Consider the following 15,093-nt stretch of genomic DNA (forward strand, 5'->3'; position numbering starts at 1 on the left):
AGCTCAAAAAAAATTACGGAAATAACTTTTTTTATTTTTAATCAACAGTTCCACGCTAAATAAAAAGAAAATATTAACAAATATCCAATTTATTTTAAGTATACTCTTATTGGACTTGTTAAATAACTCATGAATGTAAAATGGTTAATATTCAAAATGCAATGGATATATTGTAATTTTATCATTTCTTTTGATGTTGGTATAAATTTTGAAATGATAATGATGCAATATCATAGATTCAAAACTAAAAGTTGTCTTTAAATCTAATTAAACCTACGCTGAAAAAACGATTTGTCTAACTTTAAATGAAATGATCATGAAAAACAATTCTTCTAAAAAAGAGCAATTAAAAGATTATCTGATTGACAATGATGAAAAGATTCTTACAACAAATGATGGTGTCCCTATTCACGATAACAATAACACATTAAAGGTAGGGCAAAGAGGACCTTCTTTGCAACAAGACCATATATTTTTTGATAAACTATTACATTTTGATAGGGAAAGAATTCCAGAAAGAGTTGTGCATGCAAGGGGTAGCGGTGCTCATGGGATTTTCGAAATGAAGGAGGATATTTCAGAATTCACATGTGCCAAATTTTTACAGAAAGGTGTAAAAACAGATGTCTTTACGCGCTTTTCGACAGTTGCTGGTTTTAAAGGATCAACGGATTTAGCTCGCGATGTTAGAGGGTTTTCCGTTAAATTTTATACGGAAGATGGGAATTACGATTTAGTTGGTAATAATATACCCGTATTTTTTATTCAAGATGCCATTAATTTCCCCGATCTCATCCATTCCGTTAAACCAGAGCCGAATAACGAATACCCACAAGCGGCATCTGCCCATAACACCTTTTGGGATTTTGTTTCGTTAATGCCAGAATCGGCACATATGGTGATGTGGGCGATGTCAGACAGAGCTCTCCCTCGTTCCTTTCGGATGATGGAAGGGTTCGGAGTACATACCTTCAAATTAATCAATAATAAAGGAAAAGCCACTTTTGTCAAATTTCATTGGAAACCTAAATTAGGAGTACATAGCGTAGCATGGGATGAAGCACAGAAAATTTCTGGATACAACTCTGATTTTCATCGTCAAGATCTTTATGAAGCCATTGAAAATGGTGATTTTCCTCAATGGGATTTGGGTTTGCAATTGATTGCGGAGGAAGATGAATTTAAATTTTCATTTGATATCTTAGATCCTACAAAACTGATTCCAGAAGAATTAGTTCCTGTAAAAATTGTAGGAACTATGACCTTAAACAGAAACCCAGAGAATTTCTTCTCAGAGACAGAACAAGCAGCGTTTGATCCTGGTCGTTTGGTGCCAGGAATAGATATAACAGATGATCCACTTTTACAAGGGCGTGTATTTTCTTATATGGATACACAAAACTACCGATTGGGTAGTAACTTTCATGAAATACCTATAAATAGGCCTATTAACGGAAAACATAACAATCAAAAAGACGGCAAATCCAGAATGGATATTTTGAAAGGAAATGTCAGTTACTTTCCAAATAGTCAGGCCGGAGGCTGTCCTTATCACGCTATGCTGAAAGGTGAAAATGGTTTTGAATCTCATGCCCAAAAAGTGAATGCACATAAACTCAGACAACGTTCTATTTCATTTGCGGACCATTTTACACAGGCGAGATTATTTTTTCATTCTCAACCTAAAACAGGACAGCAGCACATAATTGATGCCTATAGTTTTGAATTGAGTAAAGTGAAAGATCCTGTAATACGTAAAAGGGAATTGGCTATTTTGAACCAAATTGATTCAGATTTAGCCAAAAAAGTGGGTAAGAATTTAAATATAGAACCTCCAAAAGAACTCGATGAATTAACTTTAAAATTTGCCCGTCAGATATGGTCCCAATACCCTATAAAAGTTAAGAAACCGGAAGTAGAGAAATCTAAATCATTGGGAATGGATTTACCGGATGCAAAAGGTACTATTGCGACGAGAAAAGTTGCTATTTTGGTAGCTGATGGAGTAGTTAAAAAAAGTGTTGATACTATTAAAATTATTTTGGAAAAAGAAGGTGCTCAAGCGGTTATCATTAGTACCAAAGTTGGACCTTTGATCTATGAAGACGGCAGCCATGAAGAAATTCAGCATAGTTATTTAACCGATGCGTCTGTTTTGTATGATGCATTTTATACTCCCTCAGGAAAAAATGTGGATACACTTTTAGATAATGCAGATTATCTCCAATTCATAAACGAAGGTTTCAAACATTGCAAAGCCTTGGCGTTTGCAGAAGGCACAGAAAAATTGGTCGAAAAATCTTTGATTAAAAAAGACTGCGGTGTCGTGTTTGAAAAGGGCAATAAAAATTGGACACTCCAATTTATAGATATAATGAAGCAGCATCGTGTGTGGGATATTGAAATGGATCGCAAAGTTCCAGCTTAATGCATGTAAAATGATCAAAATGAAGCAGAAAAATATCTGCTTCATTTACATTAACATAAAAATACCAGATCATGATCCTACAAATGAATCCCACAATATTAGTAGATACTCCTTTGGGAAGAGGACAAGCAATTTTTATTATTGATTACGGAATGCATCAAAATTCCTGCTGGGTAGTCACCTTAGAAAAAAACGGAATTGTAAAACATTTTGATTCTAATGATATTATAGTTTGCACTAATTTTACGTTTCATATTAATACAGAGGGTAATACTATTTCAGACAAAGAATCTTCTAGTAAAAATAGAATTTAATATATAATATTTACGATACTATATTCTCTACAACTATAAACAGAAATCATTGTAGCTCTATATATATTTTGCTATTCACTTGTATCATTTACTAGCATGCGTAAATTGAAATCATTTATATAATAAATAGTTTTAAATAAATCAATTTCTAATCTCCTTACGCATAAATAGTGTATAAGCAAAAGCAAAAACAAGGATGGTGACAGCAATCAAACCGCTTAATTGTGGCCAAACGATCAATAGGCTATCCCATGTAGTTAGATTTGACGGTAGAGTTCCAGTCATCTGCTCCATAGTTAATGGACCGAGGCTACGCACGGATGGCATCAACAAAATTGTAGTGGCATCCATATAAAGTTGATTAGGCGTAAATCGTAAAAGATCCATTATTATACTATTGTAGTAAATAAGCTCATCTTGGGATATTGTATTTGGATCTGGCAAAAAAAACTTCATACACATTTGCAATAGAATAGGGTAAAAAACACTAAAAAATAACCAAATACCAATTGCCAATAATGCAGATGTTGAAGTCTGATTATATTTTATGGAAAGCATAATAGATATACTCAACCAAAAGCCAACATACAAAACTGTCAAAAAGATTAGTACTAATATTCTAATAATTTCACTCGGTTCTATCGACACTCCTGTATATAGCATCCCAACTCCAACACTTAACATAAACAGAGATAAAAAAAAGGTAGCAACTATGATTATTGGTGAAGTAAATTTAGCAAGTAAAAGTGTATCTCTATAAATTGGTTGTGAAAGCATTTTTATCAAAGTACCATTATTTCTTTCTGAATTAACCGCGTCAAATCCCAATGCGATTCCTAATAATGGTCCTAAAAATCCAATAAAAACATGAAATCTTGGTAAATTGCCATCTCCACTTGTTAATAATTTTAAATAAACAAATGACTTCGTGCTGTCATAATTAGCTCCTAAGGTATTTTTTAAATTTGACAAAGATGCATACATTGTTGCTAAGAAAGTAAGTATTATTAGTATTGCCAATATGATGAATCGCACACTTGATACTAAATCTTTAACCTCCTTTCTGACTATAACTGACAAATTGCTAAATGTTGGATTTTGCAAATCCTTTTGAGATATAGTTTTTAAGCCCATAATTGATTCACTTTTTAATAAAACGCCTAGCTTGCTCGCTGTTATTATTTTCAAAGTAACGTTGGTATATTTCATCCAATCCATAATTTTGCTGCTCTACTCCGCAAATAGAAACATTCAAGTTGACTAAATTTCTTACAATAGTCGACGTGCATGATTGTTTACACTCTATGATGATTTGATTCAAGTTAAGCAAGGAAACCTTTTTGACTATTTCTAATGTTAGAAGAGAACGCTCTATTAATTTAAAATCTTCTACCGGAGTATCTGTAGTAATTTTTATTGTGTTGGGCTCCGTTCCAAATAATTCGCTTGCTAAACTATTAACATCTCCTTGCGCCAATAAACTTCCGTTTACAAATATTCCTACTCGGTCGCAAATCTTCTGTACTTGGTATAAATAATGCGATGATAACAGAACTGTTAATTTTCTATTTTCATTGAGTTGTTTAATTAAACGTAGAAAATCCTGAACGCCGCTTGGATCAATACCTAAAGTTGGTTCATCCAATATTACAACTTCAGGGTTGCGAATCAACACATCTGCAAGCCCCAGGCGTTGTTTCATACCACGAGAATAGGTTACTACTTTATTTTCTCGGACTTTATACAATCCTACTAAGTCTAAAACATTTGTTATATGATCCCTTAGTTTATACTCTTTAATACCATTCAAGCGGGCAGTATAAGATAGATTTTCGTAAGCTGTAAGATCTTTATAAAAACCCAGACTGTCGGGCATATAACCAACCTTTCTTTTGATTTGGATCGGATTCATAATTGGGTCATAACCACATACTGACATCTTTCCTGATGTAGGCTCCGTAAGCCCCAACAACATTAAAATAGTAGTAGTTTTTCCTGCTCCATTTGGACCGAGCAATCCAAATATTTCACCTTTATTAATGCTTAAGTTAAGATTATTCACCGCTCTTAGGCTGCCATATTTCTTCACTAGACCATTAATCTCAATAATTGGAACTTCCATCATTTACCGTCTCCCATATTTTTTAATGAGAAAATAAACTAAGGCAATTGACCCTATTATTATTATTATGCCAATCCAACCAGTAAGCAAAGATGCTTTGACCGTTAAGCGTAATACTGTGTCTGAATTAATATAAGGTGTTTTAGCTGACAATGTAGCTTGATAATCCCCAGAAAGCGTTTTGTCAGGAACTTGAATGGAAACAATAATTTGTTTTGTTTCTCCTGGTGAAAGATGCGATATCTTGGATGGATCAAAAACTGCCTGCCAATTCGGAGGAAGTTGATTTGACAAGTCGATACCATCAAGTGCAATATTTCCAGTGTTTTTTAACTCTAGTGTAATGGATTGCGTAGCCCCTTGAGTTAAATCTTGGTTTAATTTACCGGACGGAGTGGAAAGTTGCAAACCATAAGTTCCTTTAACTACTGCTTCTAAATCTAATTTTGTACTATCTCCATTAGCTACACCAAAAACTGTTACCGCAGTTTTCCCAGGTTCAGCAGAAATGGAAGGAATTATCTCTATGGATAAATTCTGTGTTTGTTTGGCTAGAACATTTAAAGCAGTTACTGGACTTCCTCCGACTTTGTAAGCGATCTGCCATCCATTTGGTAAATTGGCACTCAATTGATAATTCTTATCTACATCACTAGAGTTATAAAGTGAAGCACTATAATTAAATGTTGAATTTGTTGCCGCTTCTAGATTAAACAATTGCGCAGACAATCCTGATTTAGGAAGGGTACTCTGGGCATAACAATACGTAAAGTTAGACAGAAAAGAAAGTGACAAAAATAAGCACAATTGGTGAACTCTTCCGGACACCAACAAAACGTGTTTTTTAAAATTTGCTAACATAACAATTAATAAATAGACTATAATTTTTAATTTATTCATTAACAGAAATCCAGCGAACTCCATGGGTTCAGATTACTTGTTTTAATTGCTAAAATATATAAAGACTCAAATAAAAAAAAATTTTCTTCTTTTTTTTCGTTAGGACTATAATATTTTTTAATAAATAATTCTCTTTACACAGGTATAAATAAAAATCCAAATGTAAAAACATTTGGATTATCTTCATTTTAAACTACTAAAACTCTTTGTGTGGACACACATTAAGCATTATTCTACAATTTATGATTTATAAGTGTAATATAATTAATTGAATTAAAATGTTAATGAAAAAGCCTGAATGTGAAAACATCCAGACTACCAACCTACTGTAAATATTTTTAAATATACTTACTTATTCTTGAATTAACCAATATATCCCCTCACCATTTGGTTACTAAACAAATCATTATTCTGGCAATAATATTCGGGGTATAAATTCTGTAACAAGTATGAATATTGCAGATATGGTAATTAGATTTGATTATTCAATATTAAATGATTATAATATAGTAGTTCAAAAAATTAAAATTTACATATGATTCTATCCATAATAATTTGTATTTCAATAGCCATTTTTCTAGCAATAACTTCCAAACCTGAAAAAAAAAGATAAATAAATCCATTCACATAAGTAGCCTCTCATTTTTACAAAAACTGCTATTGTTTTCTCTTTCTTTCTAATTGAAATCCTCGGATAATTATTTTTCTTAGAACAAAGAGCGTCAAAGAAAGAGCGCCAAAGAAAGAGATCATTTATTTACGCCGTTTTCATTATTATAGTCAAAAACGCCACACAATAAAGTGGCAAAATAATTAGTTTTACATTTACAGACCTAAAGGCAAAGCGATGATTTTAAGAGTAAAAAAAGCAATAAACGAAGTGTGGTTCGATCAGGGGCAATGGGAATATGTTGAAATAAATAGTGAAGATATTGATTATATAGAAGACGTCTCGGATAATGCTTTTGAACATTCCCACTCAAAAATATTTTGGAAAGATAAATCCAAAGACCCAATTTTTTTGGTTGAGTTCAAAGATGAACTCATTAAAAAATATAATATCCCATTTTAAAATGGACACTATTCCATCAACTTATTTAAACAAACTATTTTCATCAGATTTAAGCTAAAATTCGTTCAAGTCAAAGTGTCGCAATTTCATATTTAAAACAGATAGGATAAATAAATTTCTAGGATTCAAAATATTATTAAGCCTTTTTTTACATGGTAATTTCTTACCTTTATAGTATTGTAATTAGTTTTTTCTTAAACGGTTAGTTATTAGCCTCGATATCCATCGGGGCTTTTTAATTTTTAATATATTTGCTATTGAAATTATTGGACAGATATTTCGCTTGATAAATTTAAAATTTTTAAAGAAAATATTAATTTTATTGTTCATTAAGTATTACAATGCGATTAACACGGCCCCGATATCCATTAGGGCCTTTTTTATTTTTATAATAAATAATAAATTTGCAACTCATATTGATATCTAAAAGCTATTCAGGATCTTGGATTTCTATCTAGGATCCTTTTTATTTATAAAATAATCAATAACTTTACGCTTTACATAGAAAGAAAAAAAACTTAAAGGGGCTCCATGTCTATGGAGACCAACATTAAAACGTATTTGTAACTTTGTTAATACACATTCAAATAGGATAATTAATTTGTATATTATTTAAATCTTGCTTGATTTTAAGTAACTTAATACTAAGATGCCATCCATTAAAAACTTTTATACAATAACAGAAACATCTTGGAATCAAATAATATTATAAGTGTAGCTATTCATGAATTTTGGATATCTAATCAAATTCATCTTTTATAATAAAACTAAAGTCTTTCTATATCCATATCTTCTTAAGTTATATAAATGCTGCGTAAAAATAAACAATTCCTAATTTAGTTTAATGTTTTGGATTGTAATAAAAAAGCCAGAGATAGACATCTCCGGCGAATCTTCTAAATTTTAATTTTTAAAACTAATTCTTAATTATTTTATAACTACCTATTTTTATCCCCTTCGGGCTAAATAATTCAATTATTACTATACCTGATTTAACATTTGATAATGAAATATACCCAGGAGATGTATTTAGTGTTCCCGTGAGAATAATTTTACCACTCAAATCAATAACTTTATACAAGCTGCCACTAGGTACATTATCAATATTCACTCTGTCAGTTGTTGGATTAGGATAAATTTTAATAGCGGGTTGAAGTATTGATTGAATATTGATAGAGATTATTTTGCTAAGGGCTGATTTTCCATCTAAGTCATATTGTATCAATCTATAATAGTTTACTCCACTATTAGGAGTATTATCTACAAAATTGTAACTAGATCCATTTCCACTACCATTTGAAAAATGACTATCAACTCTTCCAATTTGAGACCAATCCGTTGCATTCAGACTTCTCATTACCGAAAAATAACTATTGTTTATCTCGATCCCGGTAGTCCAACTAAGATTAACTTTGTTATCAGAATAAACCGCATTTAGCTCTTTACTATAGTTAACAGGTAAAACACTTGTATTATAATCCCTTGTGATTTCGTATACATTAAATGATTGAAGCAAGCCTACAACACTACTATTGCTAATTACCTTAACTTGGTTAAAAGAAGCCGTTGCGGGAATGTTTAACCATCCTTTGGATGTATTACTTCCCAGTAATTCTAGATCGATTAGATTCCACCCAGTACTTTCTGTGCTTTGAACAACGACCCCGTTATTTAAAAGTTGTACAGTTATTGGACCATTTATCAATGATAAGCTCAATAAAGTTCCTGGATCTCCTATCAATACATGTGCATAAGATCCGCTAGGATACAATCCAGCAAACAAGCCTGTAACCTGTTGTTGGGCGGCAATATTTGCTGCGGCGAACAGAGTAGCTGTTGTAGCGGTATCTCCATCTATGCAATTATATGGATTAAGTACCGATGATAAAGCGCTTCCTACATTCAGCAATGAAGTTGTTTCGGTGCCAGCAAGAACATCAAATGGTGTCGTAGGCAAAGAACCCGTAGATGATATTTCATAATAAGCTCCATAAACATTTGCTGTAATACCAAGTCCTACTGTTGATCCTAATCTTACTCTTATGCTTTTTACTGCTACTGTATTTGTTATTACATATTCATTCGTATTTTCTCCTCCCAACAAGCCTATTACAGAAACATTACCAGTAGAAGATATCTGAGTCCCATTGTCATCGAGTGCTGCAACAATTGTATAGCCTCCGACATTAACGCCTGAAGCGACGGTTCCAACTTTTACATGAATTGCCGTATTTGCTGGCACGGCACTTGCAAATGTTAAAATCTGCTGATAGCCTCCAGCAACTAAGGCTAATCCTATTGTTAGTGAACTTGCCGTACTGCTTGAATTGTCTATGGCATTGTCCGCAGAACTTATACCACCTGCACCCAGCCCCCAAGAGCTATTTGTTTGGCTATTTGCATAGACCCTTGATACCGGACCTGAAATTTGTGCATTCAGTTTTGACACACTAATTAAATAAATTAATGCAATTAAAGTGTAAATGTGTTTCATTAGAAGTGATTTATGTTGGATGAATAAAATCTATTAAATCAACTAATAACCTTTCTAACACTATAATTTATTTTAGCATTAGCATTAAGTTCTACATCATTATTTAATTTTTTTTCAAGCTAAATCGACAATTCCCAAACTGTTTCTTAATCTTAATCTCGGGTTATAGTTATGATTGTATCGTGAAATTAATATTATAATTCAATCAAATCTATCACTCTTGTTACATTGTATATATATATTGTTTCCTTTTTGTATTGTGTATTGATAATTATCAATACACAATAGTTTTGAAGGACAAAAAAATTGTAAATCAATTACAGTTTAACTTTATAAGAAAGTAAATTGTAAGACAAAAAAATTACGCTTAATCGCAGTATATAAAAAATGCTCATATGTAGAAACACATGAGCCACACATTCTAAAATTCTAATTTTAGATAAAAATGTACAAAAAATGAAAATCGATCAAATCCAAGCGTAGACACACTTAGACAAATTTATTGAACCATGTATTTGATAAAGATAAAAAATATTTTAATATTTTTAATGGAATGGTTATATGATATATTGTAAAATAGCATTTAATACAGTTATGAAAAAATGAAGGAATCATATGAGTCCTTCGTTTGCAAAAGAGTGAGAACTATCTGTAGTAATAATCAAATGATCCAATAGTGTAATATCCATTAACTTAGCAGCGTCTTTTAATCTTTCTGTAATCTTCAGATCAGCAGGACTTGGCGTAAGATTTCCACTCGGATGGTTATGTGCCACAATAATTTTACAAGCATTAGATTTTAGTGCTACCGTAAGTAAAATGCGAATATCTACAATAGTACCAGCAGTGCCACCTGTAGATCTGTGATATATACCGAGAACTCTATTCGCATTATTGATGAGTAGCATTTTGAAGGATTCCACCAGTTCCATTTCATCTTCGTTCCAAACGGATCTAAAAAGAGCTAATGCATCTTCTGCCATATTAATTTTAGGTCTTTGTGTAGCTTTTATTTTGTTGCGATACGATAGTTGAACTTCTTGTAATTCGGACCAATGAGGTTCATTTTCTCTGGTTGCTGTTGAGTTGTAAGTTTTCATGATGTACTGTTTTTGTGTAACAGCGATAAAAAACGGTTCTCTAAAAAGAAGGCAGAACGTGGAATAGCGGAGCGTAGTGAGCATATGCCGTCGAAAGCTGCCTGCTTTTTAAAGAGAACCGTATTAGCTTAGTGGAACTAAAAACGGTACAGAAAATCTTATAACGGAGGAAGGAAAAACTGAACCATAAAGATCATTACACTGAAAAGAAAATTGAATAAGTACACAAAATAAACTGTCACGAATTTGTATAAAATATGGGACAACAAAAGGTGGCTATTTCTTCTTTTTTGCTTTACGTTTTTTGGAAGAAGTTTTTTCGGGAATATTGTTTTGTTCCAAATTTCTAGGAGGATGATCTAAAAAATAGTATGGATTTCTATTGTATACAGAATCTACAGCTCTGATAAAGTTTGGTGCCGCCTGTTGAACATAGTCATACTTAATGAGTAGTTCGTTGTATTGATTGTAACGTGTAAAACTACGCCAACCCAGAAAAATGGATAGTCCAATGAAAAACAATAAAAGAAGCAACCATTTCCATTCTTTGAAGCTGTGTTCGTGTCGGATTCTTTGAGGTGTAGGATCTGCTAATTGTTGAATCGTACGATCTAAGGATCGCTGCAATTTTTCCATGGATTCTGGACGCAACATCTTATCCTCTTTCATGTCCTTTTTTACCACTAAATCTAAAAGAGCTTTCATGTGGTCCACTTTTTTAGGTAGTATTCTCAGACTATAAGACAAGGAATCGGAAAGCTCATTTTGGACTTGAGAGGGTTCTACTTTTTCAACAAGTGCTTTGGTTTCTTGCACTTCTTTTACCAAATCTTTTAATACGATTTCTACTTCAGAAAGATTCATAACGTGAGGATATTAAAGGATTACTTACATAGATAATTTGATTCTTATTTTTTCTTTGATGCGCTTTTTTTCTTCTGACTCATCCATCCCCATCGCACCAAAATAAACGCCATCAATATCTACCTTAAGAGGACTAATCATATAATCAATCAAAGCTTTTGTCACGGTTTCAATAGTTGCACTTGTATTATTATTATTTTTGGATGTTGGATAAACTTGACGAGGCATGAATCTATCTCTGTGGAGCAAGGTTGATTTAAGTGTTCCATCATCCACACCTCTCTTTGCTAAAGCAATATTTCTTTCTAATTGTGCTACTTGGGAAGAACTCATTGGAGCTTTCTGTTGTTTTTTATTAAAGGCTATGATCTTCTCAATTTTAGAAAGACTACATCCTAAGGAACTCGCTTTAAAATAAATTCCAGAGGATTGATGTACAATTCCCAGTCCTCTTGCTTTGTGTAAACTATAACCCAAGTTTTGCATATGTGTGATAAATTCCAACATGGAAGTTGCTTTATAAAGTGCATTTTTCAAATCCATCCTAGCTTGCAACTGCCGAGTATTCCAATGCTGTTTTTCATTATTAGAACTATTCAACTTCTGTTTCCAAGTCTTTGGTGTCTTGACTTGTTTTAGATGAAATAGCATTTCACACTTTCGGGCAATGTTCATTAATCTTTGCTTGGATTGAAAAAGATTCACTACTTGTCTACCGTCAATGGGAGGACGAACAATGACCGCATGATAGTGCTCTTTACTTACTGGACTGGAGTGCTTACAAAGTAAAAACATGTTCTTATCTAGTTTAAATTCCTGCATAATCATTGCGGCCAATTGTAATTCCTGCGCTTCATTTAAAGATTCACCTTCACTTAAAGAAAAGATTGCATGAAAAAGAGGCAGGCTACATCTTTGGTTATTTAAGTCCAATGCCATCTGCATTTGTGCCACAATTTGATCGGTATGTTCTCCTACAAGTGCATTTTGGAAAATGATTTGAGCTTTTTCTTCCGAATGTTTTAATCCATTTTCTCTAAGTACATAAGAGACCATATGGGAAACTGAAGAAGCTTTAGCGGTCGTTTGTTTAGCGATCATACCAGCGTTTTTAAAAGTTGAACCTTTGGGAATGTATAAAAAAACATCTGCTTATTGCAGTGTGTTTTTTATTTCACCCGCCAGTAAAAGAATTTTTTCACCATAATATTTGAGTTCATTTTCTGTGATGTGCTGGATCTTTCCCTGATGTAAATGACGAACCAATTGATTAAAATTGGAAGCAGTAAGTGTTAATGCTAACACTACTTTAGAGACAGAAGCGGGAATAGTTTTACGATACATTTTAATCTCGACTTTTCTAGATGCTTCAATCAAAAAATGAGAAATGGGTAATTCACATTGCCTCGCCTTCGAGTGAATACTACGGTACTCATCAGGTGTAACGAGTATATTTAAACGACGTGTTTTATTTTTCATATACTTGGATTTGAAAATGAATAAATGACAAATGCGACAGTCATGAGAGAATAGATAATTTGGACCTCACATGAGTACGCCCAACCTGCTTGCTATAGAAAACCAAGGGCTCCAACCACAAGGTTTTAGGATACGGATAATACAGGCTATTTTTAGGGCCTTCTAGGATACTTTCTGACCATATCTGACCATATATTTGATTTGACTCTAATAATATTGTTATGCATGTTTTCCAGAAATGATGCAAATCCAATCTCTATTTCACCTTATATTTCCAAGTACATCTTATATATAGAATCGGACTATAGAGGATATTTTGTATCCGGTCTTCCTTGGAAGGTATGATTAAGTGGAAGTATCTATACTCGGTCGAGTATTAACCTTTGTATGCGGATACCTGAGGTTTATTCAAGGTTTTATTTGGCAAATATGACCTCCTTTTTTCTTTTCATCCGCCACAAGTTCAGCTGACATAACTGGATTTAAATCTTGTATTCTTGGAAAATTTTTTATTTGACATCCTCTCTATGATCCATCTTTACTTTTAGAATTTTCAATGAGTCGTTGAATATCATCTGTCAGAAAATACACCTTTCCTCGTATCTTAACTTTTTTGAGTTCACCCAATTCGTGCCAATCATCCACCGTAGGTCTGGAAATACCGAAAAGATCACGAACCTCTTTTATAGATAAAAGTGGCTTTGTAGAAAGACCCAAAGGCGGTGAAACCAACGGTGTGACTGGACGGGTTTCTAAAATAATTTTACGAACGATTTCTGTTAGGTGCTGATAGAATTCTTTAGGATCTACCGGAAATAAAATTGGAGTTTCCATACCTTTAAGTTTTTAGTTTTTGAAAACATAAAGGTGGAATTCTTAGTCAAATTAGGTAACAAGGATGCATTTCTATTGTTACAAACAACTAGTTTACACTGTTTTACGACTGTTGCTTATTTTGTTTCTTATCTGTCGAAACAAGTAATCCGTTTGTTTTTTAAAATCTTCTTGGTTTATGTATTCCGGTAATTGCTTTATTCGTTCTAAGTATTTTAAACAATTTCTGAGCCTTGTGGTGGGCTGAGATAATAGCGATCCAATGGTTTTAAAGTTTTCCAGCTCTGTACGAATATTTTCAGGTTGACAGCCAATATTCCTAGCAACATTGGAAATTCGCTCCAGGTTTTTTACAGCATCTGAGATATCTATTATTGTTGAAGGTTCATCATTTATCCTTCTTTTAATTAAGTTTATCAATAATGCTTGTGGAATAGCTCCGTAATTGTCTCTTCTCTTTTTGGAGTCTCCAAACTTCTTTTCTAAAGTACTGATCCGTTCGGTTATTTGGCAGCAGTCCTCTTTCAGATTCTTTTGCGCGTTATTTACCTTATTTATGCATCCAGAATTTATGAATGCAGAAAAGTCGTTATATTTTAGCATCATGTTTTGCTGAATTCCTTCCAAATACTGCACGGAAAAATGATGATGGGCGTACATTTTAGCGGTATTCAAACACACCCTAAACCGATGATAATCTCCTACTGTAAGGATATGTGGCATGGCAAAAAGGCCCACACATATAATAAAAAGAGAGGTATTATGTGTGTTAGGATATTGCAATCCTAGAAGGAAAAACACTACCGACAAAGAGTAAAATACACATCGGGGTAGTATATTGTAGAAAAGCGCTACTGGAGCTTTAATCGAAGCACACCTATTTTCAAGTTTTTGAAATTGTACAATGTCTGCATAGTTATCTATCCTAGGTAATTTATCCACCCAATACATGGGATCTCCGAAATGGTTTGCGCTAATAAAATCGATACCCTGACGGCAGTTTATAAGTAAACGATGCTTGATTGTTCTCATACAATGGCGTTTTACTTAAAATTACAGCGTTTTAATACCTCTCAAAATAGAGGGAAACTAATTTGCACTATATTGGAATGATTTGGTATAAAAATTAAAATATCTATAAGAATCATTCACAGTAGGTTTTAAAAATAAGAATGGAATACTATTGAACATAATCAGTTTTCAGGACAACCTTATAATTTTCTTAACTTAGAAATGAGGATTATGCCACTTCGTTCTTAATAAATATTATTTTACCGAAAATATAGCTAAATAAATAAAAAGTGACAATGAGGAAAGAGCATATCTGAATGTAAAAGAGTAAATCAGATAGATTCTCGAGATGCTTAATAAATTCTGTTGGAACTATTTGCCTAAATGAACTCCCACGCAATTGCCCATACATAAGCAATTTCTGAGCTAATGTATCTCTACGATAGGAACAAATAAAAATACATAAGAAGAAAAA

General features: G+C 32.8%; 13 protein-coding genes. 3 read left to right on the top strand and 10 right to left on the bottom strand.

Annotated elements, in window-relative coordinates; all coding sequences use genetic code 11:
• Positions 1–316: 316 nt before the first annotated feature.
• Positions 317–2,428, top strand: a complete 2,112-nt coding sequence (locus E0W69_RS17230; RefSeq protein WP_131331305.1) for a catalase — start codon at positions 317–319, stop codon at positions 2,426–2,428.
• Between the two features lie 71 nt (positions 2,429–2,499).
• Complete coding sequence (locus E0W69_RS17235; RefSeq protein ID WP_131331306.1) at positions 2,500–2,742, top strand: hypothetical protein; 243 nt, start codon at positions 2,500–2,502, stop codon at positions 2,740–2,742.
• A 141-nt stretch (positions 2,743–2,883) separates the two neighbouring features.
• Here the strand turns inward: E0W69_RS17235 and E0W69_RS17240 are convergent, their stop codons facing one another.
• Genes E0W69_RS17240 through E0W69_RS17250 form a run of 3 tightly spaced genes read right to left on the bottom strand, consistent with a single transcriptional unit; the run spans position 2,884 to position 5,659 of the window.
• A complete protein-coding gene (locus E0W69_RS17240; protein WP_225321303.1) occupies positions 2,884–3,951 on the bottom strand; it encodes an ABC transporter permease in 1,068 nt (355 codons plus the stop codon).
• Positions 3,884–4,867: an ABC transporter ATP-binding protein gene (locus E0W69_RS17245; protein WP_225321304.1), complete on the bottom strand. Its 984-nt coding sequence runs from the start codon at positions 4,865–4,867 to the stop codon at positions 3,884–3,886. Before E0W69_RS17245 ends, E0W69_RS17240 begins: the two co-directional genes overlap by 68 nt.
• Entirely contained in the window at positions 4,868–5,659 is a 792-nt protein-coding gene (locus E0W69_RS17250; protein ID WP_191967896.1) for a COG1470 family protein, read from the bottom strand.
• Positions 5,660–6,611: 952 nt separating this feature from the next.
• Here E0W69_RS17250 and E0W69_RS17255 point away from each other — a divergent pair.
• Positions 6,612–6,836 (top strand): hypothetical protein, encoded by a 225-nt coding sequence (locus E0W69_RS17255; protein WP_131331309.1) that lies wholly within the window; start codon positions 6,612–6,614, stop codon positions 6,834–6,836.
• A 916-nt stretch (positions 6,837–7,752) separates the two neighbouring features.
• Here the strand turns inward: E0W69_RS17255 and E0W69_RS17260 are convergent.
• The 7 genes from E0W69_RS17260 to E0W69_RS17290 all read right to left on the bottom strand — a co-directional run bounded on the left by E0W69_RS17260 (position 7,753) and on the right by E0W69_RS17290 (position 14,639).
• The gene (locus tag E0W69_RS17260; protein ID WP_131331310.1) at positions 7,753–9,330 is read right to left on the bottom strand and encodes a T9SS type A sorting domain-containing protein; all 1,578 of its coding nucleotides are present in this window, start codon (positions 9,328–9,330) and stop codon (positions 7,753–7,755) included.
• 611 nt (positions 9,331–9,941) lie between these two features.
• On the bottom strand, positions 9,942–10,430 hold the full coding sequence (locus tag E0W69_RS17265) for a JAB domain-containing protein (protein WP_131331311.1): 489 nt from the start codon (positions 10,428–10,430) through the stop codon (positions 9,942–9,944).
• Between the two features lie 276 nt (positions 10,431–10,706).
• Positions 10,707–11,294: a hypothetical protein gene (locus tag E0W69_RS17270; RefSeq protein ID WP_131331312.1), complete on the bottom strand. Its 588-nt coding sequence runs from the start codon at positions 11,292–11,294 to the stop codon at positions 10,707–10,709.
• A gap of 24 nt (positions 11,295–11,318) precedes the next feature.
• Entirely contained in the window at positions 11,319–12,395 is a 1,077-nt protein-coding gene (locus E0W69_RS17275; RefSeq protein WP_131331313.1) for a relaxase/mobilization nuclease domain-containing protein, read from the bottom strand.
• A 51-nt stretch (positions 12,396–12,446) separates the two neighbouring features.
• On the bottom strand, positions 12,447–12,773 hold the full coding sequence (locus tag E0W69_RS17280) for a plasmid mobilization protein (protein ID WP_131328487.1): 327 nt from the start codon (positions 12,771–12,773) through the stop codon (positions 12,447–12,449).
• Positions 12,774–13,298: 525 nt separating this feature from the next.
• Complete coding sequence (locus E0W69_RS17285; RefSeq protein WP_131328486.1) at positions 13,299–13,607, bottom strand: helix-turn-helix domain-containing protein; 309 nt, start codon at positions 13,605–13,607, stop codon at positions 13,299–13,301.
• Positions 13,608–13,700: 93 nt separating this feature from the next.
• Positions 13,701–14,639: a hypothetical protein gene (locus E0W69_RS17290; RefSeq protein WP_131331314.1), complete on the bottom strand. Its 939-nt coding sequence runs from the start codon at positions 14,637–14,639 to the stop codon at positions 13,701–13,703.
• Positions 14,640–15,093: the final 454 nt, after the last annotated feature.

This window comes from Rhizosphaericola mali (genome assembly GCF_004337365.2).
Taxonomy (GTDB): Bacteria; Bacteroidota; Bacteroidia; order Chitinophagales; family Chitinophagaceae; genus Rhizosphaericola; species Rhizosphaericola mali.

Excerpts from the sequence above, each read along its gene's own strand:
- E0W69_RS17280 (WP_131328487.1), bottom strand. The coding sequence starts at position 12,773 with ATGAAAAATAAAACACGTCGTTTAAATATACTCGTTACACCTGATGAG.
- E0W69_RS17290 (WP_131331314.1), bottom strand. The coding sequence starts at position 14,639 with ATGAGAACAATCAAGCATCGTTTACTTATAAACTGCCGTCAGGGTATC.
- E0W69_RS17240 (WP_225321303.1), bottom strand. The coding sequence starts at position 3,951 with ATGAAATATACCAACGTTACTTTGAAAATAATAACAGCGAGCAAGCTA.
- E0W69_RS17270 (WP_131331312.1), bottom strand. The coding sequence starts at position 11,294 with ATGAATCTTTCTGAAGTAGAAATCGTATTAAAAGATTTGGTAAAAGAA.
- E0W69_RS17265 (WP_131331311.1), bottom strand. The coding sequence starts at position 10,430 with ATGAAAACTTACAACTCAACAGCAACCAGAGAAAATGAACCTCATTGG.
- E0W69_RS17275 (WP_131331313.1), bottom strand. The coding sequence starts at position 12,395 with ATGATCGCTAAACAAACGACCGCTAAAGCTTCTTCAGTTTCCCATATG.
- E0W69_RS17260 (WP_131331310.1), bottom strand. The coding sequence starts at position 9,330 with ATGAAACACATTTACACTTTAATTGCATTAATTTATTTAATTAGTGTG.
- E0W69_RS17285 (WP_131328486.1), bottom strand. The coding sequence starts at position 13,607 with ATGGAAACTCCAATTTTATTTCCGGTAGATCCTAAAGAATTCTATCAG.
- E0W69_RS17230 (WP_131331305.1), top strand. The coding sequence starts at position 317 with ATGAAAAACAATTCTTCTAAAAAAGAGCAATTAAAAGATTATCTGATT.
- E0W69_RS17255 (WP_131331309.1), top strand. The coding sequence starts at position 6,612 with ATGATTTTAAGAGTAAAAAAAGCAATAAACGAAGTGTGGTTCGATCAG.
- E0W69_RS17245 (WP_225321304.1), bottom strand. The coding sequence starts at position 4,867 with ATGATGGAAGTTCCAATTATTGAGATTAATGGTCTAGTGAAGAAATAT.
- E0W69_RS17235 (WP_131331306.1), top strand. The coding sequence starts at position 2,500 with ATGATCCTACAAATGAATCCCACAATATTAGTAGATACTCCTTTGGGA.